At 38.1% G+C, this 26,968-nt stretch carries 25 protein-coding genes; 16 read left to right on the plus strand and 9 right to left on the minus strand.

The window, feature by feature from the left end; translation table 11 throughout:
- Positions 1 to 29 precede the first annotated feature (29 nt).
- A complete protein-coding gene (locus tag DI076_RS04165) occupies positions 30 to 1,550 on the plus strand; it encodes an SDR family oxidoreductase (protein WP_108958750.1) in 1,521 nt (506 codons plus the stop codon).
- Positions 1,551 to 1,553: 3 nt separating this feature from the next.
- Here DI076_RS04165 and DI076_RS04170 read toward each other — a convergent pair whose 3' ends face one another.
- Positions 1,554 to 2,027, minus strand: a complete 474-nt coding sequence (locus DI076_RS04170; RefSeq protein ID WP_245918264.1) for a DinB family protein — start codon at positions 2,025 to 2,027, stop codon at positions 1,554 to 1,556.
- Positions 2,028 to 2,298: 271 nt separating this feature from the next.
- Between DI076_RS04170 and DI076_RS04175 the strand changes: the two genes are divergently transcribed.
- The 4 genes from DI076_RS04175 (at position 2,299) to DI076_RS04190 (ending at position 5,415) form a co-directional block, all read left to right on the plus strand.
- The gene (locus DI076_RS04175; RefSeq protein ID WP_108958752.1) at positions 2,299 to 3,906 is read left to right on the plus strand and encodes an ArnT family glycosyltransferase; all 1,608 of its coding nucleotides are present in this window, start codon (positions 2,299 to 2,301) and stop codon (positions 3,904 to 3,906) included.
- Entirely contained in the window at positions 3,903 to 4,217 is a 315-nt protein-coding gene (locus tag DI076_RS04180) for a hypothetical protein (RefSeq protein WP_108958753.1), read from the plus strand. The genes DI076_RS04175 and DI076_RS04180 overlap by 4 nt, the downstream gene beginning before the upstream one ends.
- 25 nt (positions 4,218 to 4,242) lie before the next feature.
- Positions 4,243 to 5,001, plus strand: coding sequence for a polyprenol monophosphomannose synthase (locus DI076_RS04185; protein ID WP_108958754.1), 759 nt, complete (start codon positions 4,243 to 4,245; stop codon positions 4,999 to 5,001).
- A 120-nt stretch (positions 5,002 to 5,121) separates the two neighbouring features.
- On the plus strand, positions 5,122 to 5,415 hold the full coding sequence (locus DI076_RS04190) for an STAS domain-containing protein (RefSeq protein ID WP_167396506.1): 294 nt from the start codon (positions 5,122 to 5,124) through the stop codon (positions 5,413 to 5,415).
- Here the strand turns inward: DI076_RS04190 and DI076_RS04195 are convergent.
- Complete coding sequence (locus DI076_RS04195; RefSeq protein WP_108958930.1) at positions 5,404 to 7,035, minus strand: glycoside hydrolase family 13 protein; 1,632 nt, start codon at positions 7,033 to 7,035, stop codon at positions 5,404 to 5,406. The genes DI076_RS04190 and DI076_RS04195 overlap by 12 nt on opposite strands.
- A gap of 93 nt (positions 7,036 to 7,128) precedes the next feature.
- Here DI076_RS04195 and speD point away from each other — a divergent pair, with 93 nt between their 5' ends.
- On the plus strand, positions 7,129 to 7,890 hold the full coding sequence (speD, locus tag DI076_RS04200; protein ID WP_108958756.1) for an adenosylmethionine decarboxylase: 762 nt from the start codon (positions 7,129 to 7,131) through the stop codon (positions 7,888 to 7,890).
- A gap of 10 nt (positions 7,891 to 7,900) precedes the next feature.
- On the opposite strand, the gene DI076_RS04205 is transcribed toward speD, so the two are convergent.
- Both DI076_RS04205 and DI076_RS04210 read right to left on the minus strand, forming a co-directional pair.
- A complete protein-coding gene (locus tag DI076_RS04205) occupies positions 7,901 to 8,452 on the minus strand; it encodes an SCO family protein (protein ID WP_108958757.1) in 552 nt (183 codons plus the stop codon).
- Positions 8,442 to 9,974, minus strand: a complete 1,533-nt coding sequence (locus tag DI076_RS04210) for a methyl-accepting chemotaxis protein (RefSeq protein ID WP_174705020.1) — start codon at positions 9,972 to 9,974, stop codon at positions 8,442 to 8,444. Before DI076_RS04210 ends, DI076_RS04205 begins: the two co-directional genes overlap by 11 nt.
- 278 nt (positions 9,975 to 10,252) lie before the next feature.
- On the opposite strand from DI076_RS04210, the gene DI076_RS04215 reads away from it, so the two are divergent.
- The 3 genes from DI076_RS04215 to ileS are packed head-to-tail and all read left to right on the plus strand — an operon-like array spanning position 10,253 to position 15,877.
- Positions 10,253 to 12,424, plus strand: a complete 2,172-nt coding sequence (locus DI076_RS04215) for a ligand-binding sensor domain-containing protein (protein ID WP_108958759.1) — start codon at positions 10,253 to 10,255, stop codon at positions 12,422 to 12,424.
- A gap of 13 nt (positions 12,425 to 12,437) precedes the next feature.
- On the plus strand, positions 12,438 to 13,067 hold the full coding sequence (locus tag DI076_RS04220) for a leucine-rich repeat domain-containing protein (protein ID WP_108958760.1): 630 nt from the start codon (positions 12,438 to 12,440) through the stop codon (positions 13,065 to 13,067).
- A gap of 59 nt (positions 13,068 to 13,126) precedes the next feature.
- Positions 13,127 to 15,877: an isoleucine--tRNA ligase gene (gene ileS / locus DI076_RS04225; protein ID WP_108958761.1), complete on the plus strand. Its 2,751-nt coding sequence runs from the start codon at positions 13,127 to 13,129 to the stop codon at positions 15,875 to 15,877.
- A gap of 84 nt (positions 15,878 to 15,961) precedes the next feature.
- On the opposite strand, the gene murJ is transcribed toward ileS, so the two are convergent.
- The 4 genes from murJ to lipB are packed head-to-tail and all read right to left on the minus strand — an operon-like array spanning position 15,962 to position 20,186.
- A complete protein-coding gene (murJ, locus tag DI076_RS04230) occupies positions 15,962 to 17,593 on the minus strand; it encodes a murein biosynthesis integral membrane protein MurJ (protein ID WP_108958762.1) in 1,632 nt (543 codons plus the stop codon).
- An 11-nt stretch (positions 17,594 to 17,604) separates the two neighbouring features.
- Positions 17,605 to 18,480: a DUF8512 domain-containing protein gene (locus DI076_RS04235; RefSeq protein WP_108958763.1), complete on the minus strand. Its 876-nt coding sequence runs from the start codon at positions 18,478 to 18,480 to the stop codon at positions 17,605 to 17,607.
- A 3-nt stretch (positions 18,481 to 18,483) separates the two neighbouring features.
- A complete protein-coding gene (locus DI076_RS04240; protein WP_108958764.1) occupies positions 18,484 to 19,473 on the minus strand; it encodes an LIC_12071 family protein in 990 nt (329 codons plus the stop codon).
- A 56-nt stretch (positions 19,474 to 19,529) separates the two neighbouring features.
- On the minus strand, positions 19,530 to 20,186 hold the full coding sequence (lipB, locus tag DI076_RS04245; RefSeq protein WP_108958765.1) for a lipoyl(octanoyl) transferase LipB: 657 nt from the start codon (positions 20,184 to 20,186) through the stop codon (positions 19,530 to 19,532).
- Between lipB and DI076_RS04250 the strand changes: the two genes are divergently transcribed.
- From DI076_RS04250 to DI076_RS04260, 3 genes are all read left to right on the plus strand, one after another.
- Positions 20,169 to 20,702 carry a type II toxin-antitoxin system antitoxin SocA domain-containing protein gene (locus DI076_RS04250; protein ID WP_100727558.1) on the plus strand — a complete coding sequence of 178 codons (534 nt, stop codon included), beginning with the start codon at positions 20,169 to 20,171 and terminating at the stop codon, positions 20,700 to 20,702. The two genes, lipB and DI076_RS04250, sit on opposite strands and share 18 nt — an antisense overlap.
- Entirely contained in the window at positions 20,699 to 21,055 is a 357-nt protein-coding gene (panD, locus tag DI076_RS04255; protein ID WP_108958766.1) for an aspartate 1-decarboxylase, read from the plus strand. Before DI076_RS04250 ends, panD begins: the two co-directional genes overlap by 4 nt.
- Positions 21,056 to 21,120: 65 nt before the next feature.
- Complete coding sequence (locus DI076_RS04260) at positions 21,121 to 21,975, plus strand: hypothetical protein (protein ID WP_108958767.1); 855 nt, start codon at positions 21,121 to 21,123, stop codon at positions 21,973 to 21,975.
- Positions 21,976 to 22,054: 79 nt separating this feature from the next.
- Here DI076_RS04260 and DI076_RS04265 read toward each other — a convergent pair whose 3' ends face one another.
- Positions 22,055 to 22,267, minus strand: coding sequence for a hypothetical protein (locus tag DI076_RS04265; protein WP_100727515.1), 213 nt, complete (start codon positions 22,265 to 22,267; stop codon positions 22,055 to 22,057).
- A gap of 85 nt (positions 22,268 to 22,352) precedes the next feature.
- On the opposite strand from DI076_RS04265, the gene DI076_RS04270 reads away from it, so the two are divergent.
- The 4 genes from DI076_RS04270 to DI076_RS04285 all read left to right on the plus strand — a co-directional run bounded on the left by DI076_RS04270 (position 22,353) and on the right by DI076_RS04285 (position 26,900).
- Positions 22,353 to 23,162, plus strand: coding sequence for a TP0443 family flagellar-associated protein (locus DI076_RS04270; protein WP_108958931.1), 810 nt, complete (start codon positions 22,353 to 22,355; stop codon positions 23,160 to 23,162).
- 72 nt (positions 23,163 to 23,234) lie between these two features.
- A complete protein-coding gene (gene trxA, locus DI076_RS04275; protein ID WP_012389260.1) occupies positions 23,235 to 23,546 on the plus strand; it encodes a thioredoxin in 312 nt (103 codons plus the stop codon).
- 18 nt (positions 23,547 to 23,564) lie between these two features.
- Positions 23,565 to 25,718 carry a cAMP/cGMP-dependent 3',5'-cyclic-AMP/GMP phosphodiesterase gene (locus tag DI076_RS04280; protein WP_108958768.1) on the plus strand — a complete coding sequence of 718 codons (2,154 nt, stop codon included), beginning with the start codon at positions 23,565 to 23,567 and terminating at the stop codon, positions 25,716 to 25,718.
- A gap of 51 nt (positions 25,719 to 25,769) precedes the next feature.
- Positions 25,770 to 26,900 (plus strand): acyl-CoA dehydrogenase family protein, encoded by a 1,131-nt coding sequence (locus DI076_RS04285; RefSeq protein WP_108958769.1) that lies wholly within the window; start codon positions 25,770 to 25,772, stop codon positions 26,898 to 26,900.
- Positions 26,901 to 26,968: the final 68 nt, after the last annotated feature.

Here is a 26,968-nt window from a genome sequence, read left to right on the forward strand (position 1 = left end):
TACCCCAATGTTCCTAAAATTCTGGTTTTATGGACATTGATTCTTTGATACGTGAATTAAAAACACTTTTAGATTCACCAAAAGATCTCGTTACCATACCGGAAGAAAAACGCCTTGAGCTTATGATCCTTTGTGGGAAAATTTCAAGACCTGATCGAAATGAAGTCCGAAAACGGAATCGAACTGTTCGCATCGAAAAAAAAGAAAGTTTAAAAACCCAAGAAAAACAAAAAACAGCTTTGACCGGGATTAGAAGAGCAAGGGAGTCCGCTGTCTTCAAAGCACCACTACAAATTTCCAATTCTACGGGATGGTCATGGGATAATGCCACTGAATTGTCCCAACCTAAACCTTGTTATATCTGTAAAACTCCTTTTACAAAATTACATTTTTTTTATGACTCAATGTGTCCCAATTGTGCGGAACTCAATTACTCCAAACGTTACCAAACCGCTGATTTAAGAGGCACTGTTGCCGTCATCACTGGTTCGAGATTAAAAATTGGTTACCAAGCCACTTTGTTATTATTACGAGCAGGTGCTCGAGTCATCGCGACAACTAGATTTCCAAATGATTCAGCGATTCGATTTTCCAAGGAATCTGATTTTCACTTATGGAAAGACCGATTACAAATCTTTGGTTTGGATTTAAGGCATACACCAAGTGTGGAGATTTTTTGTAAATTCTTGGAAAACCACTTAGAACGATTGGATATCCTGATTAACAATGCAGCACAAACAGTCAGAAGACCACCCGGCTTTTATTCTCATTTACTGGAAACAGAAAAAATCCCAATTTCAGACTTACCTTCTGAAGCGCAAAAACTCTTAAGTTTTTACCAACATTGTAAAAATGAATTGGACTCCTACCGGTCTGATTCGGAAATGAAAGACACGGCAACTGCGTTAGCCGTTAGCTGGAACCATAAAACTCCAGGTGTTGGCATCAGGTCTTCAGCCGCACTTTCACAAATCCCGTATTCTCATGACAATTCTCATGAATTGGAATCCGTATTCCCCGAAGGAAAATTAGATGCTGATTTACAACAGGTGGACCTCCGAAAAACAAATAGTTGGCGATTGAAACTTGGCGAAATAAATACTTCCGAAATGTTAGAAGTACAACTGGTAAATGCTGTGGCACCTTTTGTTCTTTGTAATCGATTGGTGGGTATTATGCGTAAAGACAACACTGGCAAAAAACACATCATCAATGTCTCCGCAATGGAAGGGAAATTCCATCGATTTAAAAAAGAAGACCGTCACCCCCATACAAACATGGCTAAAGCCGCGTTGAATATGATGACTCATACCTCAGCAGAAGACTTTGCAAAAGATGGCATTTTTATGAATGCTGTTGATACTGGTTGGGTGACTGATGAAGATCCAATTGAACTTGCCAAACGAAAACAAGACCTTCATGATTTCCAACCTCCCCTAGATATTGTGGATGGGGCTGCACGTGTCGTTGATCCATTGTTTGACGGAGTAAATTCAGGCAAACATTGGATTGGTAAGTTTTTAAAGGACTATTTCCCTATCGACTGGTAAAAATCAAACCTGTTTACTCTGTAATTTTGAATACAATGTAGCAGGCGAATAACCAAAATATGGTGGAATGACACCTTCTTCTTCTATTAATATTAATGCAATGATTGCATAATGGTGAACAGTGTGAGAAACTAAAAATAATAGTTCCCTCTCAACTGTGGATGTGACAATCGGAGTTGGTAAGTCTGGATTATAATTTTGGGAAACTAGTATTTGTCCAAGTGGCAAATACTTTGTTTCGAAAAAAGTGAATAACTCGTGTAAACGATTGATTGCATGAAGTCGGTTCTCTTCAAGCGAAGGGTCACGTTTTCTTTTATCATAATCAATGTGACCTATCTGAATCCCCTCAAGAAACATTTGGTAATGTTCTATCACATGGCGAATATGTTCACCAACACTCGATTCAGAATTATTTTGTTTTTGAAGATACATTCGATCAGAAAGGGAAGAGAGTAAGGCAATTCCTTGTTCCAAAAGAATTCCATTGTCGTTTCCCCACGATGACATGCTAATGAGTTTAGACTGCTTTTTGATTGGATGAAAAGTGTAATTTCTCTCATTTCGTAATTTTTTCTATTTTTTCTGGGAAGATTCAATTGGATTCGAAACAAAAAACCCTGATCCCAAACAAGTAGAATCAATTCTCCAATCCTTCTCTCTGAATTCTAAATCTTTTTGCAAATTCTAGATGTTTATTATATTGACTGACTAGTCAGTATCTTTGTTTATGGAATTTAACGTAATTATGATTTATCTACTATTGGGATTACTTTTCGTTATATTTGGATCCTTACTGGGTGTCCCTGATGCCCCATTCCCTCAAGGGGATGAAATCATGCACATAAGGTCCATTCGTGAGAGTTTAGAACTAGGAAGTTACCTTTTACCTTCTCTATCTGGTTTACCGAATCCATACAAACCACCCCTGCTTTTTTGGATGGGAATGGCTTCCGATTCCATATTTGGGATTCATTACCTTTCGGAACGATTGGTCTCTCTAATTTTTGGAATGGGTACAATGGTCTTACTATATCGTTTGGTATTTGCCATCAGCAAATCCAAATCTGAAACTTTACTCAACACCTTACTCTTTGGTTTCTCCTTTTTATCTCTCAAATTTTTTGGACTTCTCATGATGGAAGGACCAATGGTCTTCTTTTTACTTCTTTATTTTCATTCCTTTTATTTTTACAAACAAACAAAACAAACTTCTTATCTGATTTTTGGAAGTTTCGTCACAGGGATTGGGTACTTACTAAAAGGACCAATCATCCATGTGTATGTTTTTTTTATACTTTTCAGTTATTTTTATGTAAAAGTGATTCGTATTCGAAATGGGAAAATCACATTCCAGTGGAACCAGATCATCCGAGAAAAAATCCTTCTTTTCTCTTATGTTTTGACCTTTATCATTCCACTACTCTGGATTTCCTTTTTGTACTTTCAAATACCGTCAGGGAAAGATTTACTTCGATTTTTCTTTATCACGGAAAATATAGGAAAGTTTTATTCCTCCAACCAATCAGGATTACGAATTTGGTTGGGTTGGCTTATTTACACGATACCATTTACCATTCCGCTTTTACAATTGGTTTGGAATTCAATTCGTTTCCCAAAACAAAATAAACACCAGATTTATGTTTCCACATTACTTGTGTTTATCCTATTGGTTACATGTTTACACCTACTTCCAAACCGTAAAGATCCTTACTATGTAACTCCATTTATTAGCTTTTTATTCCTACTTTCGTCCATGCAACGAGAATCATGGAAAACACTTCTTCTTTCGAAGATAAATCGATATAGTATACTCATTGTTTATTTTATCTTATTATTACTTTCTATTGTCTTACGATTACCAACTTTATTTATTTTTTCTATATTGGGTGTTCTTATCATCGTAAGTTCTCTCTGTTTTTTCCAAAGTGTTAAAAACCAATGGAGAGCTATACTCATCACACAAATCTTAGTGATCCCAATTCTCATTTTTTTCTTATTAAAACCGCTTTCCGATCCAGATCTACGTGAGGAGGCAAAAGAAGTTGGTAAAAATTCTGTTTGTGTTGTGGCAGAGAATCCTTGGACTGCGATGGACGTACAAAACAAACTCATCAATGCAAAGGTCAAATTTGCATTGCCACTTACAATTGAGGAAAATTGTTCCGAATCAAACTATCTAATCAGTTTTGTTGAAGCTAAAATTCCGAATGAATTTCATCGAGTGAACTCTTGGTTCCAATGGAAACAACACCTTCAAATGAATACAAAAACATTGATTGGCTCTGTTTTTAAAATGGAAAAACAAAAATTCCAAACGGAGATCAGTTTATGGAAAAAGGGTAATTTAGAATGAAAAAATACGGAATCCTTCTACTAGTCTTATTTTTTGTATCGATTTGGGATTTTTCCAAAGATAACCTTCCCAAGTTTGGACAAAAAGTGACTAAAATGGAAGCACCACAATGCAAATACATGTGCGAAAAGATTAACAACTGTTTGAGTGACGACCAAAAAAAACAACAAGATCCAAAATTAGTTCAATTTGCCTGTGAAATTCTCTGTTCCAAACAATACCAATTGTTTAATGGATGTTCCAATTCGATTCTAACCTCCTGTCATGCAGGAGAAGTATGTATTAAAAACTTAACCAAGGGGCTTTTTTAAAAAGTATAAAGTTGAATGACCAGTCATGAAAGATAAAACAAGCATAATACTTCCAACCTATAACGAAGCAGGTAATATCAAAAACTGCGTTGAAACCATAACGAATGTCCTAGAAAAAGATGGCCTTCCATTTGAAATCATTATCGTTGATGATAATTCACCTGATGGAACCTTTGAAGTTTCCAAAGTTTTAGCAAAATATGATTCACGAGTGAAACCATTTGTTAGGCTCACGGAAAAAGGTTTAAGTTCAGCAGTTACCTTTGGTTATAACCAAGCGGAGGGGGACAAATTTGTTGTTGTTGATGCGGATTTCCAACATGATTACTCCAAAATTCCAGATGTAATTCGACTTTTAAGAGACAATGATATCGTAGTTGCGACAAGAAGGAGTAAAGATGGAGGATATGGAAATTTCCCCGTCTTACGGAAGTTAGCAAGTCTCTTTGCTACAAAAATATCAGAATGGTTATTTCCTGTAAAGATTTCAGATCCTATGAGTGGATTTTTTGGAATTCGCAAAACAGTCTACTTAGACACAAAAGATAAATTACACCCAAGAGGTTACAAAATTCTTTTTGAAATTTTGGGTGTCGTGAAAACAGATAAAATTGCAGAAATTGGTTATACATTTGGACTTCGCACTTGGGGGCATTCCAAATTAGATTCAGGTGTGATCTTTTATTTCCTTTGGGATTTGATTTCAATCAAATGGTACCAGTGGAGGCAATCACATCACTTTTTCCTTGGATCCAAAGGAAGGAATTCCCACATCCATCCCTAAACAAACTTTAGTGTTTGGATCGAAAATGTATGGGAAAAGAAAAAATTTAAAAACTGTTTTTTTCGCCTGTACTCTAATGTATTTCAATTGGATTCCGTAGATCTTTCTGTGAGGGACAAAATGGTTTCAGAACTTACAAAAGAAAAAAGTTACCGAATCGAAGTTAGTAGTTTGGATTTGTATTCTGCGCAAAGCCTTGAAGAAGACATGACAAAACTCTTTCAAAATGATTTGAGTGTGATTTATATTGATTTTTCCAATGTAGAAGAAGTTTCATCTGCTGTGCTTGGATTACTTTTATACAAAAAAATGATGTTCCAAAAACAAGGTGTGCGACTCTTTCTGACAAACGTAAAACCTCAGATTCAAAAAATCTTAAAAATCTTAAACCTGAGTGGCCATTTACTTGTTTGAACTCTTGGCAAATTGCAAATCAATGATGATACCAGAATGTTCTGGTAGGTGCATCATTTTCCCGTCCCAATCGGCTCCACCAAAAGCATAGATTTTTTTTCCTTTCATATCAACATTCAAATCTTTTTGATTTTTACCAAAGTTGAGGAATACACAAAGTCGTTTGTTTTTAAACCTTCTTTCAAAACTCAAAATAGCTGGTTCTTCTGTATGGATGATTTCCAAACTACCGACTCTTACGACATCGAAATCCTTCCGTATATGAAACATTGTTTGGTAATGTTTCCACAAAGAGTTTGGATCATTTTTTTGTCCCAATACAGTATCACTAGCTTGTACGGTTTCGATAGGCAACCATGGTTTACCATTTGTGAACCCAGCATTCTGGGAATCATCCCATAACATGGGGAGTCGGCAATTATCTCTATTGATGTAAATTCCCAAAAGTTTTGTTAAAAACAAGGGAACAAAACGATTCAATTTGGCAATTGGATCTTTCCCAAAAAAGTTGGAGAGTTTTCCTTCTTTTCTACCAATTTCTTCTCCATAATAAACAATCGGAACTCCTCTTGCCATAAATTGAAAACAAACAAGAAGTTTTGCTTTTCGTATGTCACCACCTAACCGATCAATGTATCTCCTTTGGTCATGGTTACCTAATACATAAGTAGGAGTAAAAGGAGTTGGGAAAATTTCTTCATTTTTTTGTAGTAGTTTGCGAAAAAAATCCGCATTGTACGAAAAGTGTATTAACTCAAACTGAAATACCAAATTGAGACCATCAGTTTTTTCACCTAAAAATGATTTTAATACTTGGTCACTTCCACTCACCTCACCAATGAGGAATGGTTTTTGTTTGTACTTGGAGATGTGTTTTCGTACTTCTTTTGCAAACGAAAATGATTCCGGTAGATTTAGGTTATACTGTTTTTTTTGAAAAAACGCCTCATCATGGTTATCTGGTGTTGGAAAAAATCTTAGACTAAAAGGATTATCCCGAAAACTCTCATCTTTATAAATGGAATTGAAGATATCAAGACGAAACCCATCGACACCTTTTTTTAACCAAAAATCCAGAACGCCAAACATGGTTTTTTTAACTCTTGGATTCCTGTAATTTAAGTCTGGTTGGAAGGATAAAAAATTACTATAATAGTATTCCTCTGTTCCTTTATCATAATTCCATCCCGATTTCCCAACCATCGAAATCCAGTTATTCGGTGGTTTTTTAGTCCCCTTTTTCCAAATGTAAAAATCTCGTTTGGCATTCGATGTGGATGACTTTGATTCTAAAAACCATGGGTGTTTGTCAGAAGTATGGTTCATCACCATATCCAAAACCACTCTCATCTTACGTTTATGGATTTCTCGAATCAATTGTTCACAATCGGCCATCGTCCCAAATCTGGGATCAATGTTTGTATAATCTGCAATATCATAACCAAAATCTTCACCAGGACTGACATAAAACGGAGAAAACCAAATGGTTTCAACGCCTAAGGTTTGGATCTCGTCCAAACGTCTTAGGATTCCCTTTAAATCGCCAATTCCATCACCGTTGGAATCCTGGAAGGACCAAGGGTAAATTTGATAAATTGAAGTTTGTTTCCACCATTCCATTTTGTTTTCCATGACTTTTCTAAAACTGACTTGTTATTTCAGTTGCCTCTTACCTAAATACCAAATTTCTGTTCTTTATACAAGCAGGTAGCAATGGATAAAGAAAAAATCAAACTTTCCGGTTTTAACAATCTGACAAAAGTTTTGAGTTTTAACCTCTACGATTTTTGCATCACACTCGATGACGAACAAAAAAGTAGATATGTAACATATATCCACGACAAGTACAATGCGAGTAAAATTACAGAAATCTCCAAAGAGATTGTCAAACGTATTGATGCCAATATCCTCTCTGTATCCGCACAAGATTACGATCCTGTGGGTGCTTCAGCTATGGTTCTAATGAGTGATGTGAAGGGTGGAGGAAATCCAATCCCATCGACACAGGTTAGTATGCATTTGGATAAATCGCACATCACGGTACATACCTACCCTGATGCGGCTGATCCAGATGGAATCTGTTCTTTTCGTGTAGACATTGACATTTCGACCTGTGGGGAAATCATTCCACTTGACTCCATCAATTTCCTATTTGAAGCATTTGAATGTGATGTGGTTTATATTGACTATGTGGTAAGAGGGTATACCCGACTTGCAGATGGTAAAAAGATATACAACGATCATCACTTCAATTCTATCTTAGATTTTATCAAACCAGAAATCAAAAGAAATTATACTTATCTTTCTGACATCAACATGCCTCAAGATAACACTTGGCAAACTAAAATGATGATCCGAGAACTTGGACCTGAAAATTATTTGTTAAACCCTGAGGACATCTCTCATCCAGATGTTCCGAACAAAATGAAACTTCTAAGAGAGGAAATGAAAGAAGTGTATCATATGATCCACTAATTAGTATTTTTCACTCTTTGCTCATTTCTTTTTGGATTTGGATCCAATCATTTTCACCAAGTTTGGGAAGTGCATACACAACTTTCCGATTTGGTGGGATGAGAAAAAATTGAGTTCCATGTTCATCTTTTTGTTTGAGAACAGGATGTTCTGGTAAATAAGCTCCAAGCCTTCTATAAAACCGAACTTCTTCCATTGATTTTGGCCGTAGGGCTTGGATTGCCAAAGAAGTTTGATAATACGCTAAATAATTACGAATGTCTTCTTCTGTTTCTTTAGGGTCAGTTACCAAAAAGTAAAAAGAAAAATTTGAATTAGGGAATCGTAACTGAAATTGCCTGAGATTTCCCAAGGCCATAGGACATTTTTTACCACAACCAACTAACCCAGGATAAATGATGATCCAATTTGATTTTGGTACCGTACGAAATTGAATTTCACAGATCTCACAAGGGATCTTTCGGTATGAACTGGAAAAAAAATGGAGTAAGGAACTAAGTCCTAGAAAAAGGAAAACAACAAAGACCCAAAGTAGTCTTTGGATCCATTTTTTAGGTGCCATTTCCTGTTTCAATCATTGCAGAAAGTGTTTCGACTGAATCTTTTAAATTTTCAAAGATTACATTGCCTTTATCGATAAACGAAATCATTTCCGAACTTGTATTCAAATTGGTCTGTGTTTTCAAATTTAAATCCATAATCGAATCCGATATTTCAAGCATACTGGATGATTGTTCTTTGCTTGAAAGTTGCATTTCTTGTGCAATTTGGTCGAGAGTGGTTAAAGCATTCTCTTGTTTTTCAAATGCAGAGAGTGTTCCCGAAATTTTTTCTGTTAACTCACCCATGCCCACTTCTGATGCCAAAATGGATTTCACAAACCCTTGGACTGTTTGGTTGATTTGATTTGATTGTTTAAAACTAACTTGGATTGCGGATTTAATTTTACCAGAGATAGTAGAGATATTTTTAGTTGCATCTGCTGTAGAATCGGCAAGTTTTGAAATCTCCGAAGCAACAACTGCAAATCCTCTTCCCGCATCACCTGCTCTTGCTGCCTCAATAGAAGCATTTAACGAAAGTAAGTTGACTTTCTCAGCAATATCCGAAATCAGATCCAAAATTTCTTCCATTTTTTCAGAATCATCCACTGCCACTTCCATTGATTGGTACAAAGTTGAAAATTCTGTTTCCGTTTTTTTGACACTTTCTGCAGATTCTTGTATTTTTGCTCTCATCACTTCCAATGATTTCACAAAACCTTCATTCAAATTGAATAAGTTTCGATTGAGTTCTTCTACTGTTTTTACTTCGTTGATTTGGCGATTGGATCCTTCCAAAATCAGTTGGCTTGAGGCAGTGGTTTCTTCTGTTGCTGCTGAAATTGCTTCTATGGAAGAGGATTGGTCTTGGAAAGAAGATTCAAACTTTCTAACAGCAGTTGTGATCAAATTTGAGTTTTCTAGGTAGGATTTTGTCCCTTGCGAAACTTCATCAATTGCTGCAGTAACACCCGCCATCACCGTTTCTAAATTTGTTTGGGTTTCTATTTGTAATTTTAGGTCCAAAACAGAAAGGTAGGAAAAATAAATGAGAATTCCAGTTTCCATCACTACAAATAGTGCATGTGTGATCACAATTTCTAATCCAGTACCATAACTATAAACAATCACTTTGGTATTCAAAAATACAACACCAAACTCTTGGAGGTAATTTCCAACTAAGTGGTGTATGGCGATTGTCAATGCGGCAACAAGTAATACACGCCAGTCCTCATAAACAAACAATACAGCAAGGGCACTGAAAACGTGAAAATGCATTTCAATACGACCAAATTGTGCTTGTATGAGGAGGGCACTGAATAACATAAGAGCAGCTCCATTCCAAGCTCTTAAGAAAAAACTTCCACGTAAAAATCGATAGAACAAAAACGAAAGAGTGGCAATGATGATGGCTGAAATTGTAACAATTAAAGTGGCACCGTACCCAAGGGAGAGTAAAAAAACGAGGGGAATGTGAGCAAAAATTGCCCAGACAAAAAACGTATCAACTTTTTTTTGGCGTTCTAATAGAACTGCCGCCAATCTTAAATCCATAATCTATTGGACGATTCACGCGATATAAATTCCAGTCAATAAATCTTCCTAGACTCATGTTTTTTACTTTAGCTAAATTAATTATATTCTACTTCAGTGAATGTACTGATTGGATCGAAAGCATTTTTTGACATGGATGGCTCTTGTTATAAGTCACAAGTGAGTCGTAGAATCTTTCAATTTCTTTCATTTTCATACCTAGGTTTCTACTTTCTCTCTTGCCGTTCCGAAAATCTTCTGTAAACTAGTGACTTAGCAGGTACATTTTGGAACCAATCTCAGATTTCGGCGAAACAGAAAGTCCTCTTTCAAACAATGTTTCAGAACCTTCATACTTTATTTCTTTACCAAAAAATATAGCGAGTTATTCCCTCACTTCCCAAGCGATTTTAGAAGAGTTACGTGTGCGCCATAGACGATTGGAAATGCATGGAAGTGCAGAAATCACTCCTACCCTATTTCTCACTTTGGATTCCATTCCTGAACTTTTATCCAAACAGGTCCAATTAACCGAATCACACAAAACCAATGTGGCAATCAAAGAAGCTTTAAAAGAATTAGCGGGACTCACTGAACACAATAAAGAACCAGTCGTATATTTTTATCCATTTATCCTACTTGTGGACCAAAAATTAGTGTTTCGATTGAGTATGATCTCTCCACAATCCAAGGAAAAAACAGATATAGTTCCCTTTCGCAGGTCTTGTTTTAAATATAGCATTGATTTGGTGGATATCTTACTAAAGAATCGATCCAATCGTGATCTCATATTAGAAGAAGAAAATCCAGGAAGTACATTACTGCGAAGAGATCAAAAGGGGAACGTGTATTTTTTCCCAACCAAACTGAGTTTTGAATCGGAATTAGAATTGATCCTTCGTTCGAGTATGGAACCGTTTGGACCTTTACCAACAAAAGATTTTATTTTAGATGTTGTTACCAGAGGGAAAGAAACTGCCAAATTGGTTGAGATTGTACCAGGATACCATTTTGTATTACCAAGCAGTTCTTTTCACCCTGAATACATAAAACATTTAGCAGTACAATTGGATGGACTCAAACAATTTGCTTTTCCCTACCTAAAACGATTTGCAAAAGAAAACAAATATGAAGGTTACTTAGAAAAGCTGACCGAACTCGAAACAAAACTTCCTAAAAAAACGGAAGAACTTTTGAATTCAGCACAAAACTACATCCAAGAAATCAGTTCGTTACTGGTAGAATTTCCATTTGATAAAATAACAAACGAAGAATCAATACGAGTCAAAAATGGAATCCAAGATAGTATCATCATTTTAAACAAACTTTCTCGTTTTTTAACCGAACAAAAAAAAGAAGATGCAGAAGACGAATTATTTTCTCTGATCCAATTATTAAGCACAAAAATCGAAGAAAATACAAAAAACACACTCACTCTCACCAAACTGAACTTATACGCCGAAATCAAAACATTAAATCTTAAATCCGATTCCGATAAAAAAAGAGCCATCGAAAGAATAGTCAAAACTTTATATGATACTTATGGTTGTTTAGAAATGAAAGAAGATGATTACCATGTCCTCTTTGCACTCGACCAAAAGTATCTAACCAAAGTAGAAGAAAACACTTTTCAATTAGCAAAAACCAATTCTGAATATCGAAATGAACTGCCCATCCTCGACCAAATCCGAATCATCTTAAAAAATAGATCAGACATATCCATTGACAAATTAGAAATTGAAAATGTATCCAAAGAAGTAGATACAGAAGAAATCACTGAGACTCCAAACGAACCAAGAATTTCGTTCTCTGCTCTTCAAGAAAAATTCCATGTCCCAATTGGAGTCTTTAGTTTCTTGACTTTGGCTTCCATTGTCACGGTCATTTCCCTACTCATTGGCAGTTTGGAATACATAGGGAGTGGATTTTTATTCAGTTTTTTCTTAGGACTGATATTGGGTTATTTGTATAGAAAAGATGGAAAACCAAAACCGAACGTAGAAAAACAAAAAACTGGTGTCCCAAAAGAAAATCGATCGCTTACGATTGCCAAGGTAGCGGAAGCTTTTATCTATCCAAAAAAATTCAATAGTATCGCAGAAAAGGTATACGATACAAAACGATTGCGTAATCACATAGAAGAATGTGTAGAAGATATCAAATTGGAACTTTCAGCTGCGGACCAAAAAAAAGACACTAACAAAATCGTCGCAGAAATTGAACATGCTATTTTACAAATCTCTGTTGTGATGAAAATTCCGGAAGCCATCCAATTAAAAAATCGGTCCAAGGAACTTATACTTTCCAAAGCAGACTTTCGTACGATTTTATTTCGTACGCAACTCGCAGAATACTATCGTAAAGAAGCTAGTTTGTACAAATCAGACCGCGACCAAATGGATTACATTCAGTTTATCATCCGCGAATTGGAATTTGGCTATAATAAATATTTAAAGTAAAAATTCTGGTCTTATGAAGTTGATTGTTTCTCCCATTTATTTTTTGTTTCTAGTCGTTTTGTTTTCCTTTGGCTGTAAAAAGGAAGTGGTGGATGCAAACACTTGGTTTGAAGAACACAAAGAAGACCGAGTCCTCAATCTTTCCAATAAAGAAGTGGGAGTTTTACCAACTTCGATTGGAAACTTAAACAAGGTAGAAGAACTCACTTTCCAATACGATTCACTCACGACATTACCGAAAGAGATTGGAAACTTAAAACAACTGAAGATTCTAAATCTTTTTGGAAACCCCCTCACTGCTCTTCCAGAAGAACTGGGAAATTTGGAAAACTTGGAAGTATTACTACTTGGCAGAACCGAATTGAAAGAAATTCCCCCAGTCATTTCAAAATTGAAACATCTAAGAACCCTGGCACTAGACGAAACCAAAGTGCAACTAACAGAAGCGGACGTGGAAGTGATCGCAAACCTCCCCTCTTTGGAAATCCTTGACCTTAGCCTCATGAGAGAGTACAAAACTCTCCCTAAAAACTTGGCAAAACTTTCCTTTTTAAAACAACTCATCTTACAAAAAACTCTTTTGGAAAAATCCGATGTTGTTAGACTCCGAGACGAGTTACCGAAAGTTCGCGTAAAACTATAAACAATTTGATTATTTTTTCCGTTTTCTCTTTGGCCTAGAGTTCAAACACTGGTCTTACTATGGCCAAACCAGAAACGGAAAATCCTTATTCTAAAACAGTTCTCCTTCCTGAGACCAATTTTCCCATGAAAGCCGACCTGGCAAAACGTGAGCCAGGCCAAATCCAAATTTGGAAATCAGAAAAAGTTTTCCAAAAGATGAGAGAAATTCGAAAAAACAAACCATCCTTTGTTTTGCATGACGGGCCACCGTATGCGAATGGAAATTTCCATGTTGGCCACTCCCTCAATAAAATTTTAAAAGATATCATCATTAAATCAAAAACCCTCTCTGGTTTCCAAACGGATATGATCCCTGGTTGGGATTGCCATGGACTTCCCATCGAAGTACAAGTGTTAAAGAATCTTGGAAAAGAAGCAAGAAACACAAGTCCAAGTGAACTTCGAAAAAAATGCAGAGAGTATGCCGCTGAGTTTGTAGGCAAACAAGGAGAAGACTTAAATCGTTTCCTTTGTTTTTGGGATGAGGATCACAAATACCTCACTATGGCTCCTGAATTTGAAGCAAGGATTGTGGAAGTTTTTGGTTCTCTTTTTGAAAAGGGTTACATCTACAAAGGGAAAAAACCTGTGTATTGGTGTATTGATTTGGCAACGGCTCATGCGGAAGCAGAGATCGAATACCAAAACCATGTTTCTCCTTCTATCTATGTGAAGTTTCCTGTGAAGGGAGAATCGGATACATATTGCCTCATCTGGACAACAACTCCTTGGACACTTCCAGCAAACCTTGCAATTTGTTTTAACGAAGAACTTCCCTACTCTCTTTTCCAATCAGACAGCCATGGCCGTCTCATCCTTGCGGATGGATTAAAAGAAGCAGTGGAACTAAAAACAGGGATCACTCTTACCAAAATCAAATCCCTATCCAATGCCGACCTCAAACAAATGGTATTCCACCATCCATTTTTAGATCGTGAGTCCATTCCACTTTTTGGAAACCATGTGACACTTGATGCAGGAACAGGTTGTGTACACACAGCACCAGGACATGGAACAGACGATTATCGTGTGGGAACCGCAGCAGGGCTTCCAACACTTTCTCCTGTTGATGATTACGGCCGTTATACGGACGAGTTTGAAATGATGAAGGGTGTAAAAATTTGGGATGCAAATCCAAAGATTGTAGAACTCCTTAAAGAAAAAAATGCCCTTGTCCATTTTTCTGAATTCACTCACTCCTACCCACATAGTTGGAGGAGTAAAAAACCACTCATCTTCCGTGCCACACCACAATGGTTTTTTTCCATCGACCATAATGGACTCCGTGAAGAATCACTGAAGGCCATTGACAAAGTGCAATGGATTCCTGATTGGGGAATCACAAGGATTCGTTCCATGGTGGAGTCAAGACCTGACTGGTGTTTGTCGAGACAAAGGAATTGGGGAGTACCTATCCCTTCCTTTACTTGTAAGTCTTGTGGTCAGACCCATTTGGATGACAAAACCATCCAACACTTCATCCAAATTGTCAAAAAAGAAGGGATCGAAGTTTGGTATGAAAAGGAAGCAAAAGACTTACTTCCACAAGGGACAAAATGTAATAAATGTGGGTCATATGATCTCAAACAAGACAAAGATATCCTAGATGTTTGGTTTGATTCAGGTGTTTCCAGCTTTGCTGTGTTTGGTGATTCCATTGGAAAAGAACCAGCTGATTTGTATTTGGAAGGATCGGACCAACATAGAGGTTGGTTCCAATCTTCACTTTGGCCATCGATGGCAATTCGTAAAACTCCCCCTTATAAATCCGTTCTCACCCATGGGTATGTGTTGGATGAAAAAGGACATGCTATGTCCAAGTCTCTTGGAAACGTAATCAATCCAACAACAGACATCATCAACCAATACGGGGCTGATATTTTACGACTTTGGGTGAGTACACAAGACTTTCGGGATGATGTGAAAATTGGAAAAGATTCGATCAAAACCGTCTCAGAAGCCTATCGTAAAATCCGTAATACCTTCCGGTATTTACTGGGAAATACAAGTGCGACAACACTCGAATGGAATCTGAAACAAGAAGACCTAGAAACCATTGACAGATACTACCTTCACAAACTTGCAAAACTCAATGAAGAAGTGAAAAAGCTGTATGATACCTACCAGTTCCACCAAGTATACCACAAGGTACTTGTGTTCTGTACGGTAGATTTATCACAAGATTACTTTGAAATCATTCGTGATCGTATGTATTGTGATGCCAAAGAATCCAAAACAAGACGTTCTTCTGAATACACACTCGCTGTGATTTTAGAAGTGCTCTCCAAACTTCTTGCACCTATCCTTTCGTTTACAACCGAAGAAGTATGGTCTAACTTTGGGAAAAAAGATTCTGTTTTTTATTCTGATTTTTCAGACCTAACAGAATGGATCGATGACTCTCTTGAAGCTCAAATGAAACCAGTTTTTGCTACAAAAGAAGACGTACAAAAAGCGTTAGAAGAAGCAAGAAAACTTGGAAAACTCGGAAAGTCTCTCGAAGCGGAAGTTTTCATCCCTGGAAATTCCTTACAAAACACAGAGTTTACAAAAGACGATCTTAGCTTATTTTTTGTGGTATCTGAAGTTTCCTTTGATCAAAAGGAAATTAGTGAAGTGTATTCAGAGTGGAAGGGAGAAACAGGTTCTATCCAAATTCGAAAACCCCACCACCACGAATGCCCACGCTGCTGGCGCCATGTTTCGGAAAAAGAAGGAAAACTTTGCGATCGTTGTGAAGCAGTGGTTTCCAAACTATCCCCTAAGTAAAATTAGGGGATCGATTTTAGAATACTGAACATAAGCTCAGTTGAGAATGGAACCTGTCTACTGTCATGCGGAAGACAGGTTTTTTTATTTGTTTTCCTTTTTTTGTTTCCACTTTCGTAAAAACCTACCCAAAATGATTTCGGATTCCGAAAGGCCTGTATAGGTGGCAATTCCAAAATACAAAATAACCGCTGGAACCATCGAAAGAGTTAAACTCAAGCGACTGAGACTAGCATAACTAAGACCAAGTGTATTGGTTCCCCAAGTTTGTAAGTTTGGTTTGATCACCCATTCTGAAAACAAAAGCCAAAAGAAAAGTCCAAAAAGTGCAGGTACCATTTTCAAAATTCGTTTCCCAACAGTCACAAAAGGAATCCTCACTTGGTGTGCTTTTAAGTAAAACAGTAATAATGATGATGTGACAATGGCACTGAGAGCCGAGGCAAGGGCAATGGCGGAGTGTTTTAGAAAAAACATCAAACTAATACTCACAACAACACTTAAGACAAAAGAAATCAATTGGATACGAAGTGGAGTTTTTGTATCGGAAAAAGCATAATAGGAAGAAACAAGAACTTTGTTGATGCTATAAAAAGGGATCGCAAGTGAATAAAACACTAGTGGGAAAAATGCTGTGAGAGTGGCAAGATGGTCCCAACGTCCCCCATAATAAATAGAATCCAAAACCGTTTCCCCAAGAACCGCCAAACCAATGCTTGCTGGCAGTGTTAAAAAAAATGCAAACGATAAAACATCCGCAATTTCTTTAGGTACATTTTCTTCCCTTCCCTCTCGTAAATCTTTGAGTAGAGAAGGAAGAATGGTAGTCGCAAGAGCAACCCCAATGATCCCTGTGGGGAGTTGGACGAGTCTTTGGGAATAATCTAAACTGACTACAGCACCAAGCCCTGGGTTTTGGTTTTGGATGTAGTTGGCAAGAAAGATATCCACTAGGAGTCCAATTTGGTAAAAACTCCCGCCAAGGGCCGCAGGTAACATAAGTTTAAAAATTTTTTTGATGGCTGGGTGTTTGAAATCCAAACGAAAGATGGGACCAAACCCGTTTTTGTAAACAAACCATCCTTGTACAAGTAATTGTAATACACCACCACAAACAATCCCGTAGGCAAGGTAAAATACCCTGTCTTTGATTTCGTGATAAAAAGGAAAAACAAAAAGAAATACTGCCAGATAACTAAAGTTAAGGATGATTGGGGATAATGACGGAACAAAATATTTGTGATGGGAATTGGAAATCGACATAAAAATCGAAGAGAGACTGGCGGTCATGATGAGAAAAAACAGAACTAACGAAAGTTCTACGACTAAATTCCCATATTCGGGTGTACCACCAACAAGAGTAGGCAAAAACTGAGCTGCAAACAGCCAAAAAAAAGTCACAAAAATAGACAAACAAAGGAAAAGAAAACTAAGGACAGTTCCTGCCATCACACGAGCTTCCATCACACCCATTTTTTCATACTCTGAAAAAATAGGCATAAAGGATTGGCTTAAGGTTCCTTCTGCCAGGAGATTTCGGAACATATTGGGAAGTCTGTAGGCCACACTAAAGGCGGATGCTACCATTCCTGTACCGAAACTAACAGCCATAAAGTGGTCACGAATGAGCCCTAAAATTCTTGATAAGAAAGTATAAAAAGATAAAGCAAGGGATCGTTTTGTACTCGATTCGTTCCCTGGGACTTTGTTTGTCATACGACCAGAGTTTAGATTGGATTTAATTTTTCAAGAAAACGGATAGAACCGTTGGGACTCAACTGGAACTGCGTTTTACAACTTGGACATTCATGTTTACCAAATTTAAATAACCTAAGTCTTGTCCCACAGACTTCACATTGGATGATCCTTTCGACAGTTTCCAATTGTTTGGTTTTCGATTGGATGTAATTTGGAATTTTATCCAATTGGGTGGACTCGGCTACGGATGTACCTGATTTATAATGAGAGAATCGCCTTTCCAATTCGGAACTCAATGATTCTTTGATTTCCAACCGGAGTTGGTTTATCTTTTCTTCGAGCACAACTTCCATAGGAGAAGGAGTGGGTATTGTTTCCGTGGTTTCATCTTTCAACGATTCTAAAGTTGAAACAGGTTCCTTTCCAAGGTTCGATTTTCCATCTTCCCTTGACTTACCTGAAAAATAAAATCGAATTTTATTACTGTCTGATTTTGATTCCTCTCCAACTTTTTTGTGATCCGAAGGTTGAGGAAAGGAAGAAGGATCTTTTACACTTGGTTCGGTACCTGACACATCCATCTGCAATAAGAATGATTCAGCAGCATTATGGCTACGGAAGATAGGAAATTTATCAAAAAGACCTACCAATTTTAATACATCTTCCACTTCCGATTTTAATCCATAAATTGCATACACTGCATTTGATTTCACAATTTGTTTGTGAATTTTCACAAGGGTACTAATCCCATTTGATGTGATGAATTCAAGTGATCCTAACTGGAATAAAAATTTTCGATACCCTTTGTTTAATTGTGATTCGAAGTAACGATAAAAATCATCAGCACTACTTCCGTCTAAACCACCTTTTAATTGAATGGAAAATACTTTGTCTTTTGATTCCATAGTTTATCCTAAGAAAATTGCATCTCTTACAGTATTTGTTTCGTTTGGCTGACTATTCATTTGGTCAATCACAGGACCACCAGGCAGAACTTCAACATCTGGCGAAGGGTTTGTTGGGTTTCCTTCAGTGGATGGATTTTGCACCTGCAATTCACTCACAGCTTGGATGGAACTTTCCATTGGTTCCAATGTTTTTTTCTGAACGAGAGGTAAGGTCTCCCCTGATTCTTTTTCCGTTAACTGGTCTTTTGTGAGGACTAAGGAATACACAACAAATGCCCCTGTGAGGAGTAAACTCACAACAAGTGCAATCAGAAAGTAGTTCAATACCATCCATTCCACAAGTTTCCATTGGTTTTGAAATAACAAACCTAGGTTTCCCCGTTCATACACAAGGATCACAAGGCCCGAAACATCTAATGTCCCTGGTTTGTACAATGGTGTTGTCAGACGAACTGTATTTGATTTTGCTAATGGAAGGTAAGTTAAAACCCATTCAAAACCATCCCGAACTTTCGGATCTCGTTTGGAATTGAGAATGGGATTTTCACCATTTTCTGGTTCAGACCATTCCCATTTTTTCATTCGAACGCCCTTACGAAAGAATGTAGATTTCGCTAACTCATCATCAGGTTTTCGTTTTCGGAGTTCTTCCAAAGTATAAATTGTATCAGTGGAAACAAGTAAGGTAGCATCAGGAGCATACAAACTAATCTTTAAAAATCGAAACTCTTCTGGATCCTTTTTGGATTGTTCTACATAACGGTGGAACATCTTTTCAATTTCCACATAACCATCGTTATTCAATCTTTGCTCGGCACTTTTTGCGAGAGCAAGGCTCAAGTCCCTGGCTCTGTGGTCAGAAATAAACTGTTCTTGGACAAGAGCATTTTGTAAGGATTCATAAAATGTCCAAACCACCCCACTCAGAGCAAGGGTTTCCGAGAGGATAAAAAAGAGTATAAAGGATAGAAAAAAACGTGAATATTTCATGGATCCCCCTTTTACTTTTCGGCCAAATCCATAAAAAGGACATAAGAAATTCGAGGTTATTGGAGAAGGGAAAGGAAGTGTTTTGAGAATCGAGACACAAATTCTTTTCGTTTTTCGGGATACCCTTCGGAAAGTCCCAAGGCAGATAAGGAAACCATGTCCTCAGACCTTGCCCCACAAGGGTTGATGAGAGAAAAGGTAAAGAGGGAATTGATTCCGTTTAAGGCAAAACCAAAACTTGTAAAATAAGATTTGGCATAAATCCCTTCTGAGATCAGTTTTTTCTTCGTTTCCTTTGTATACAAACCCGGTGATTTTGGATTCTCTTCCACTTCTAAACCCCAGGTATCTTTTACAGCGACCACCAAACTTTCGTTTAAGTTTCGCAAAAAATCTCCTAAACTTAAGCCCCTTTTTTTTAAGTCAATGTGGAGGTAACCGACAATTTGCCCTGGTTCATGCGCGGTAAAATCCCCACCTCTCGGCAAATTGACAAAGTCCACACCAAGTTCCTTAAGTCTCACCTCTGGTACCAAAAGATTTTCCGCTTTCGCACCTATGCCCCCTGTCAAACATGGACTGTGTTCTAAAAAGAGCATGGATTCTCTTCGATTTTTCCTGGCATTTTCCTGGAAATCCAAGTATCGTTGGTACGAAACAATCGAAGGAAACAGATAGGAAGGTAGTCCTTTTTGATGGAGAAACTTTTGCATGCGATCCTTTGGATCCTCGAAAAATCACCGAATGGAAGAGCCCGCTTGGATTTGGCGAAGCTCCTCTACTATTCGGATGGTGTTCATTTCCAAAAACATGCGGAAATGATCACAAGAGGAGACTATATCCACTTAGAAGACTCTCCTTACCCCGTCAAACTGAACGAAGCCCTTTTGTTTTTAAAAGAGAAAGGCCATATTGAGGTGGTTCCAAAAATTGAAGGGAATGGCATCCAAGGTTTTGCCTTACGTTTTCTAAAACCAATGGAAGGACTCATCCTCTCTAGGGAAGAAAAACGAGTGATGATGAAAGTTGTGGAAGCCTTCCGGGGACGAGTGGTAGACGAAAACCGCCATTATCCCAATTTATATGAAAATTACGTCGTTACACCCTTATTTGATTCCATTCCGTTTTCAGTCGCAAGGATCAATACGAAAATCCACGTCCTTGTACAAAAAAGCCTTTTGAATCTATCGGGCAAAATGTTTAGAGTTTTATTTGAGAGGTCAGAATGATCATCACTGTTTGCAAAGGCAAAATCCATAGAGCCGTCGTTACCGAGGCGGAACTCCACTACGAAGGTAGTCTCACTGTCGATCTAGACTTAATGGAACTTGCCGGAATGAAACCTTATGAACAAGTGAGTGTGGTGAACGTGAATAACGGTGCCAGATTCGAAACCTACCTCATCGTGGGAGAACGGGGTTCGGGGACCATTTGTTTGAATGGAGCTGCGGCAAGGCTTGGGATGAAAGGGGACAAGGTCATCATCATCACCTATGGCCAAGTAGAAGAAAAGGACCTCCCAAGCGACTACAAACCAAAAGTTGTCTTCGTGGATGAGAACAATCGGCCGAAAAAAGCCTAAATTCCCTAATTTTTCTAGGGCATTTCTACGATACTAACTGTATAAACCAAATTGGTAGTCGGAACATGAACAAAACAATATTCGCTCTTTCATTCACCCTCCTCACTTGTGCACTTCTTGCCCAAGAATCAGGGAATCCACAAGGGACACAAGTTTCCGCGGCGTCTTCCAAGGACAACAGGGATCTTTACCCTCTATCCATGTATGATGCAAGGATCCGTTTAAAGAACGTAAGTTTTGTTAGACGACATGCAGACACAGGGAAAGGCGAATTTTTAGATGTCCAAGTGGAATTGGAATCAAGAGTTCCTGAAGACAATGAATATTCGATTTTTGTTTTAGCTGGTTTTGAAGGGGACCGAGTGAACCAAGATGAAAGAAGGCTTGTTCCTTATCCAGCTTGGCGTAAAGCAGACCCTGAAAAAGACGAAAGAACATTATACTTTTCCAACATCATGCCAACTCCTTTCACTGCGAAAGAAATTTGGGGTGAAGAAACATATGCAAAGAAAAAAGCAGAAATGGAAAAACGCCATTATGCTGGTTTTGAAGCAGAAATGCCAGAACCTACTTTTACTGAAGTAGTCGATTATCTTTGTAAAAACAACGCAAAAGCACTCCCCTTCACTCTGTTTGGTGAAACTGGACCATCAAAAGAAAAACAAGTGATTTATAACTACGTGGCTCAAACTGCAGATGAAAAAAAGCGACAAGTGCACGAAACGTTACCAAAACACACGTACACCATTTACAATAACAAATACAAAGCTACCATCACAAGCCACCACTACACTCAGTACAGACCAAATTTTCTCAGTTTTAACAAAGTAGCGGTTCTTGTGTTTGATACAAAAAAACCAACAAACAGTTTGTTATTCCGTAAGTTCATTGATATCTCTGATATAAAGATTACCTACTAACCAAACATTTCCTTCTGTTCCAACCTCCAAGGCCGATCAGGTCTTGGACGGTAACAACATCCGAAAACTTAAAACTGATTTAGTGGTCTGTGCCTTCTGGGCGGATTGGGGGGAATTGTTCCGATGCACGAACCCTCCACTCGTCCTCAGGGTGGTTTAGGTGTAACCAACCATTGGCAAAATCCCAACGACCATCCAAATCCAAAAAATCCCAGAAAATTGCCTGGTTCATGTATTTGTAGGTGTCGAGTAAATCGAGCAGGTCCCTTCGTTTGCGGGGGGTATTGTCCATTCTATTCCAGTTTCGGCAAACTCTGGTCCAGGTCGACGTTTTTTATGGACAAATCCAGGTCTTTCTGCCGAAAATGAAACCAGACATGGCAATCACGAAGGAAAAAAAAGCTGACTTCAATGACAAATTGGTAGATTTCAAAAACTACCTCGAAGAGTTAAAAAAAGAAGCCAATATTTTCAAAGTACAAGCCAAAAAAAGTAAGGATATGGAACCTTATTTTAATATCTCTCTCGCGATCAATTCTATCAAAACCATTAACACGTGTATTGTGATCAATGAACTTTCCACTGCCATTTTAGAGATCAATAATAATAACTACTTAGAAACTGCACGAAAAGAGATTTATAACTGCATTTCCTACATTGAAAAAACAGTTGGGAATAATGTGGATGGTTCTTTATCCGAAAACAAAGAACAACTTTCCAAAATCGAAAGATTCACACCTACCCAACGTTTGAATCTCATCAAAGGATTACTGCAAGCGATGAAAAAAACAGTAACAGCCTTTGGTACAAACTCGAAATGGAAATGGTCTTGGCCTGATATCAATTTCCGTGTAGCCGCTTGTACAAAGAATTTATTTGATTTTATTGCGTATGAAAAAGAACAAGATTTAGAAAATCCTTATTATTATATCCGTAAGGAACATTTTAACCTCATCATCGAACTTGCCAACCAAGCCGCCCAGGACTATCGTTCCAAATTTGAAATGTCAACACAAGATTCCACAGATTTGAAACATTCTGTAGAAATGTTAGAGATGAACCGTAAAATATTCCAAATTACTGGCGAAACAGAGGATTTGGAAAAAACCAAAACACTCATTGAGTCCTTCCAACAAAAGATCGCCGACCTCGAATCCGACGATAAAAAGAAAAAAAAGAAACAATAATCGACGTTTTTCCCTAGAATATCCAGTCTAGTTTATAGAAAGGTTATACGTTTCAAAAGGAGATTTCGAAATATGGCACTTACAGAAATCAATGACGCCAATTTCAAAGCAGAAACTGCAAATGGCGTGGTTTTAGTAGATTGTTGGGCAGAATGGTGTGGACCATGTAGGATGGTAGCTCCTGTTCTTGACGAACTTTCGCAAGAAATGGCGGATATCAAAATTACAAAACTCAATGTTGATTTCAACCAAAAGACAGCGCAAGAGTTGGGAATCCAATCCATCCCTACCCTTCTACTCTATAAAGATGGAGTTTTAGTAGACAAAGCAATTGGTGCTTTACCAAAACCGCAAATTAAAAAATTTATAGAAAATCACAAGTAGGAAATAAATTATCCCCTAATGGTCAGTTCCGAACCGAATGGTTTTACAGCACTCCCTAGAGGGGGATATTTAGTCGATACATCAGAAGGGTACATCCAATTTGGATCCCCTCCTGAGACAATTAAGGACACCATGGGGCTCGAAAAAAAGACCCCTCTGGTGTTTGTCCTCCCCAATAAGTTCTTCCATGTGGAAAAAGGCATTTCGATTGCCGAACTTGAATTTCCCATTTACTTCAATTTTTTCTTTCGTGGTGGCAAAAAAACCTTCATCATCTGTTCCGCAGAACAAAAAGAACAGCTAACCATTGTTCTTGGGGAATCCCTGATGGGACCACAAGAAGTAAACTTATCTTCCGAATTCATAGATGGTGCGGAAAGTTATGGATTTCCAGACATCAAAGCTGAAATGGCATACTTTCGAAGTTACAAAACGATGGAAGAAGTGGTGGAGTTTGTTTTGTTTGATGATACCCACAAAGCAAAGTTTGGTGGGATCACCATTGAACAACTCACCACAAACGAATTCCTTGTTGTAGATGGAGAGAAAAAAATCAAAATCCCTGGTGAAGTGGATTTCCATGTCAAATATGATATTGGAAAACGATTGGAAGAACCATTCCAACCACCTCTCATTGGAATCACATGCCTTGGACCATCACATGGTTTTGATCCAACAGACAATACATCCGGATTTATCATTTGGCTGAATGGACAAGGGATTATGGTCGATCCACCTGTAAACTCAACCGAGTGGTTACGAGAATCGAATGTCAATCCCAAGTTCATCAATTCCATCATTCTCACCCACTGCCACGCTGACCATGATGCAGGAACCTTCCAAAAAATATTAGAAGAATCCAAAATCACCATTTATGCAACAGCAACCGTGATGGAATCCTTCCTCAAAAAATATTGCAGTCTAACAAAGATTCCACGTAAAGAAATCACAGATTTATTTGATTTTATCCCAGTTGTCATTGGTAGACCAACTATCATCAATGGTGGTGAGTTTTATTTTCATTATGCATTGCATTCGATTCCATCGGTTGGTTTTGAGTTTTTTTTCCAAGACCAATCTTTTTATTATACTTCAGACCATTTAAACGACCCTGAAGCCTTCGAAGATATGTACAAAAAAGGTGTCTTACCAGAAACAAGATACCAGTTCCTAAAAGATTTTCCATGGGATCGTAAGATCATTTACCACGAAGCAGGAGTCCCTCCCCTTCACACCAAAATCAGTTATTTGGCATCCCTTCCGGAAGAAGTGCAAAAACGAATCACGGTATATCACATTGCGGCAAAAGATATGCCTGCCGGAAACCATCTAACACTTGCTAAGTTTGGAATTGAAAATACTTTATATCCGGAGATCACTCCCCCCAAACACCAAGAGGCTTTCCAACTTCTGGAAATTTTATCGCAGATTGATATCTTCTCTGGTTTCCCCATCGAAAAAGCAAAAGAGTTCTTACAAATTGTCAAAGAAGAACGATTCCGCCGTGGGGCACAAATCATTAAAAAAGGAACCCATGGAGATCGATTTTTTATCATCGCATCAGGGAACGTTCGTTTTGAAGGACTCTCCAGTGACCACTCTGCTGTAAAACGATACGGAACCTACGAATACTTTGGGGAAGCATCGCTTATCCTCGACACTGTGCGACAAGCGGATGTTTATGCGGAAACAGACGTGCTTGCCCTCACCATTGAAAAAACACGTTTTTTCCAGTTCATCCGTGGTTCCAAACTCCACGAAAACCTAATCAAACTGAATAGTATCCGAGAGACCAATACTTGGAAAACTCTCACGGAATCCCAAACCTTCCGAGGCCTTACCAGTTACCAAGTCACCCAATTAGAACTCATTTTGAAGCTAGAAACTGTGAAAAAGGAAGCAGTTCTCATTGAAGAGGGCCAAACCTTCCAAAATGCCTACATTGTTCGTTCGGGCACGGTTGTGGTGATGCAAAACCACAAAACGATCCGGGAACTAGGTGCAGGGGATTTTGTGGGAGAAATTTATTCCCTCACCAAAGGCCTTCCCTCTCATTTCAGTTTTATCGCTTGGCCAGGCACAGAACTCTATGTGCTTTCCCAAGAAGACGCCATCCAGTACATCAAGAAAAATCCTGGTGTCTATATGAAGCTGAACACTGTTTATAATTGACCTCATTTCGCCATTTCTGTAACATTTCCATATCAAGGAGTCACAAATTTTATGGAGCGTATCCTCCCCTTTACTGAAGAACACCACCAATTCCGCGAGATGGCTCGGAAATTTTTTGAAACAGAAGTAAAACCACACCACGAAACATGGGAAAAAAACCATATCGTACCCAAAGAAGTATGGAGAAAGGCCGGTGAAAACGGACTACTCTGCCCCGATGTCCCAGCTGAATATGGTGGGTCTGGTGCAGACTTTCTTTATAACATCATCATCATTGAAGAATCTTCTCGTGTTGGAAACAGCGGATTTTTTATCTCCCTACACAATGATGTGATCGCTCCGTACATTTCGACCTATGCAAATGACGAACAAAAGAAACGTTGGTTGCCAAAATGTGCTTCAGGAGAATCCATCCTTGCGGTTGCGATGACTGAACCTGGTGCAGGATCTGATTTAAAATCCCTTCGAACGAGTGCTGTCGATAAGGGTGATCACTTTGTTGTCAATGGACAAAAAACGTTCATCTCTAACGGACAATTGGCAGACCTCATCATCACTGCTGTGAAACATGATAACGGAACCATTTCCCTTGTCATGATTGAAGAAGGAATGAAAGGTTTCGAACGTGGACGTAACTTAGATAAAATTGGTCTCAAAGCGCAAGACACATCTGAATTGTATTTTAATGATGTGATTGTTCCTAAAACAAATCTCATCGGCAAACAAGGACAAGGTTTTCGTTACCTCATGCAAAAACTTGCACAAGAACGTTTGGTTCTTGCAGTTGCTGCTGTGGAAGCAACAAGACTTGTTCAAACGATCACTCTGCAATACATCAAAGAAAGAAAAGCATTTGGTCAAAAGATTGGGTCTTTCCAAAATACAAAATTCAAAATGGCAGAGATGGCAACTGAATTAGAAATGGCACAAGTATTCTGTGACAAAGTGGTCATGGAACACATGAAAGGTGAAAACACTACTGCTGAAGCTTCTATGTGCAAATGGTATGCGACAGAGATGCAAAAACGCCATACAGATGAATGTTTACAATTCTTTGGTGGTTATGGTTATATGATGGAGTATCCAATTGCAAGAGCTTACCTCGATGCAAGGATCCAAACCATTTATGCAGGAACCACTGAGATCATGAAAGAAATCATTGGTAGAAGTTTAGGTCTTTAGTTCCAACAAAGATTTACGATTTTCAAACTGAAACCAAGCGAATGTCTTTTAAGTGAACCCGGTCAAGT

The organism is Leptospira ellinghausenii (assembly GCF_003114815.1).
Taxonomy (GTDB): Bacteria; Spirochaetota; Leptospiria; order Leptospirales; family Leptospiraceae; genus Leptospira_A; species Leptospira_A ellinghausenii.

Excerpts from the sequence above, each read along its gene's own strand:
- DI076_RS04165 (WP_108958750.1), top strand. The coding sequence starts at position 30 with ATGGACATTGATTCTTTGATACGTGAATTAAAAACACTTTTAGATTCA.
- DI076_RS04175 (WP_108958752.1), top strand. The coding sequence starts at position 2,299 with ATGATTTATCTACTATTGGGATTACTTTTCGTTATATTTGGATCCTTA.
- DI076_RS04180 (WP_108958753.1), top strand. The coding sequence starts at position 3,903 with ATGAAAAAATACGGAATCCTTCTACTAGTCTTATTTTTTGTATCGATT.
- DI076_RS04185 (WP_108958754.1), top strand. The coding sequence starts at position 4,243 with ATGAAAGATAAAACAAGCATAATACTTCCAACCTATAACGAAGCAGGT.
- DI076_RS04190 (WP_167396506.1), top strand. The coding sequence starts at position 5,122 with ATGGTTTCAGAACTTACAAAAGAAAAAAGTTACCGAATCGAAGTTAGT.
- DI076_RS04195 (WP_108958930.1), bottom strand. The coding sequence starts at position 7,035 with ATGGAATGGTGGAAACAAACTTCAATTTATCAAATTTACCCTTGGTCC.
- speD (WP_108958756.1), top strand. The coding sequence starts at position 7,129 with ATGGATAAAGAAAAAATCAAACTTTCCGGTTTTAACAATCTGACAAAA.
- DI076_RS04205 (WP_108958757.1), bottom strand. The coding sequence starts at position 8,452 with ATGGCACCTAAAAAATGGATCCAAAGACTACTTTGGGTCTTTGTTGTT.
- DI076_RS04220 (WP_108958760.1), top strand. The coding sequence starts at position 12,438 with ATGAAGTTGATTGTTTCTCCCATTTATTTTTTGTTTCTAGTCGTTTTG.
- ileS (WP_108958761.1), top strand. The coding sequence starts at position 13,127 with ATGGCCAAACCAGAAACGGAAAATCCTTATTCTAAAACAGTTCTCCTT.
- murJ (WP_108958762.1), bottom strand. The coding sequence starts at position 17,593 with ATGACAAACAAAGTCCCAGGGAACGAATCGAGTACAAAACGATCCCTT.
- DI076_RS04235 (WP_108958763.1), bottom strand. The coding sequence starts at position 18,480 with ATGGAATCAAAAGACAAAGTATTTTCCATTCAATTAAAAGGTGGTTTA.
- DI076_RS04240 (WP_108958764.1), bottom strand. The coding sequence starts at position 19,473 with ATGAAATATTCACGTTTTTTTCTATCCTTTATACTCTTTTTTATCCTC.
- DI076_RS04250 (WP_100727558.1), top strand. The coding sequence starts at position 20,169 with ATGGAGAAACTTTTGCATGCGATCCTTTGGATCCTCGAAAAATCACCG.
- lipB (WP_108958765.1), bottom strand. The coding sequence starts at position 20,186 with ATGCAAAAGTTTCTCCATCAAAAAGGACTACCTTCCTATCTGTTTCCT.
- panD (WP_108958766.1), top strand. The coding sequence starts at position 20,699 with ATGATCATCACTGTTTGCAAAGGCAAAATCCATAGAGCCGTCGTTACC.
- DI076_RS04260 (WP_108958767.1), top strand. The coding sequence starts at position 21,121 with ATGAACAAAACAATATTCGCTCTTTCATTCACCCTCCTCACTTGTGCA.
- DI076_RS04265 (WP_100727515.1), bottom strand. The coding sequence starts at position 22,267 with ATGGACAATACCCCCCGCAAACGAAGGGACCTGCTCGATTTACTCGAC.
- DI076_RS04270 (WP_108958931.1), top strand. The coding sequence starts at position 22,353 with ATGGCAATCACGAAGGAAAAAAAAGCTGACTTCAATGACAAATTGGTA.
- trxA (WP_012389260.1), top strand. The coding sequence starts at position 23,235 with ATGGCACTTACAGAAATCAATGACGCCAATTTCAAAGCAGAAACTGCA.
- DI076_RS04280 (WP_108958768.1), top strand. The coding sequence starts at position 23,565 with ATGGTCAGTTCCGAACCGAATGGTTTTACAGCACTCCCTAGAGGGGGA.
- DI076_RS04285 (WP_108958769.1), top strand. The coding sequence starts at position 25,770 with ATGGAGCGTATCCTCCCCTTTACTGAAGAACACCACCAATTCCGCGAG.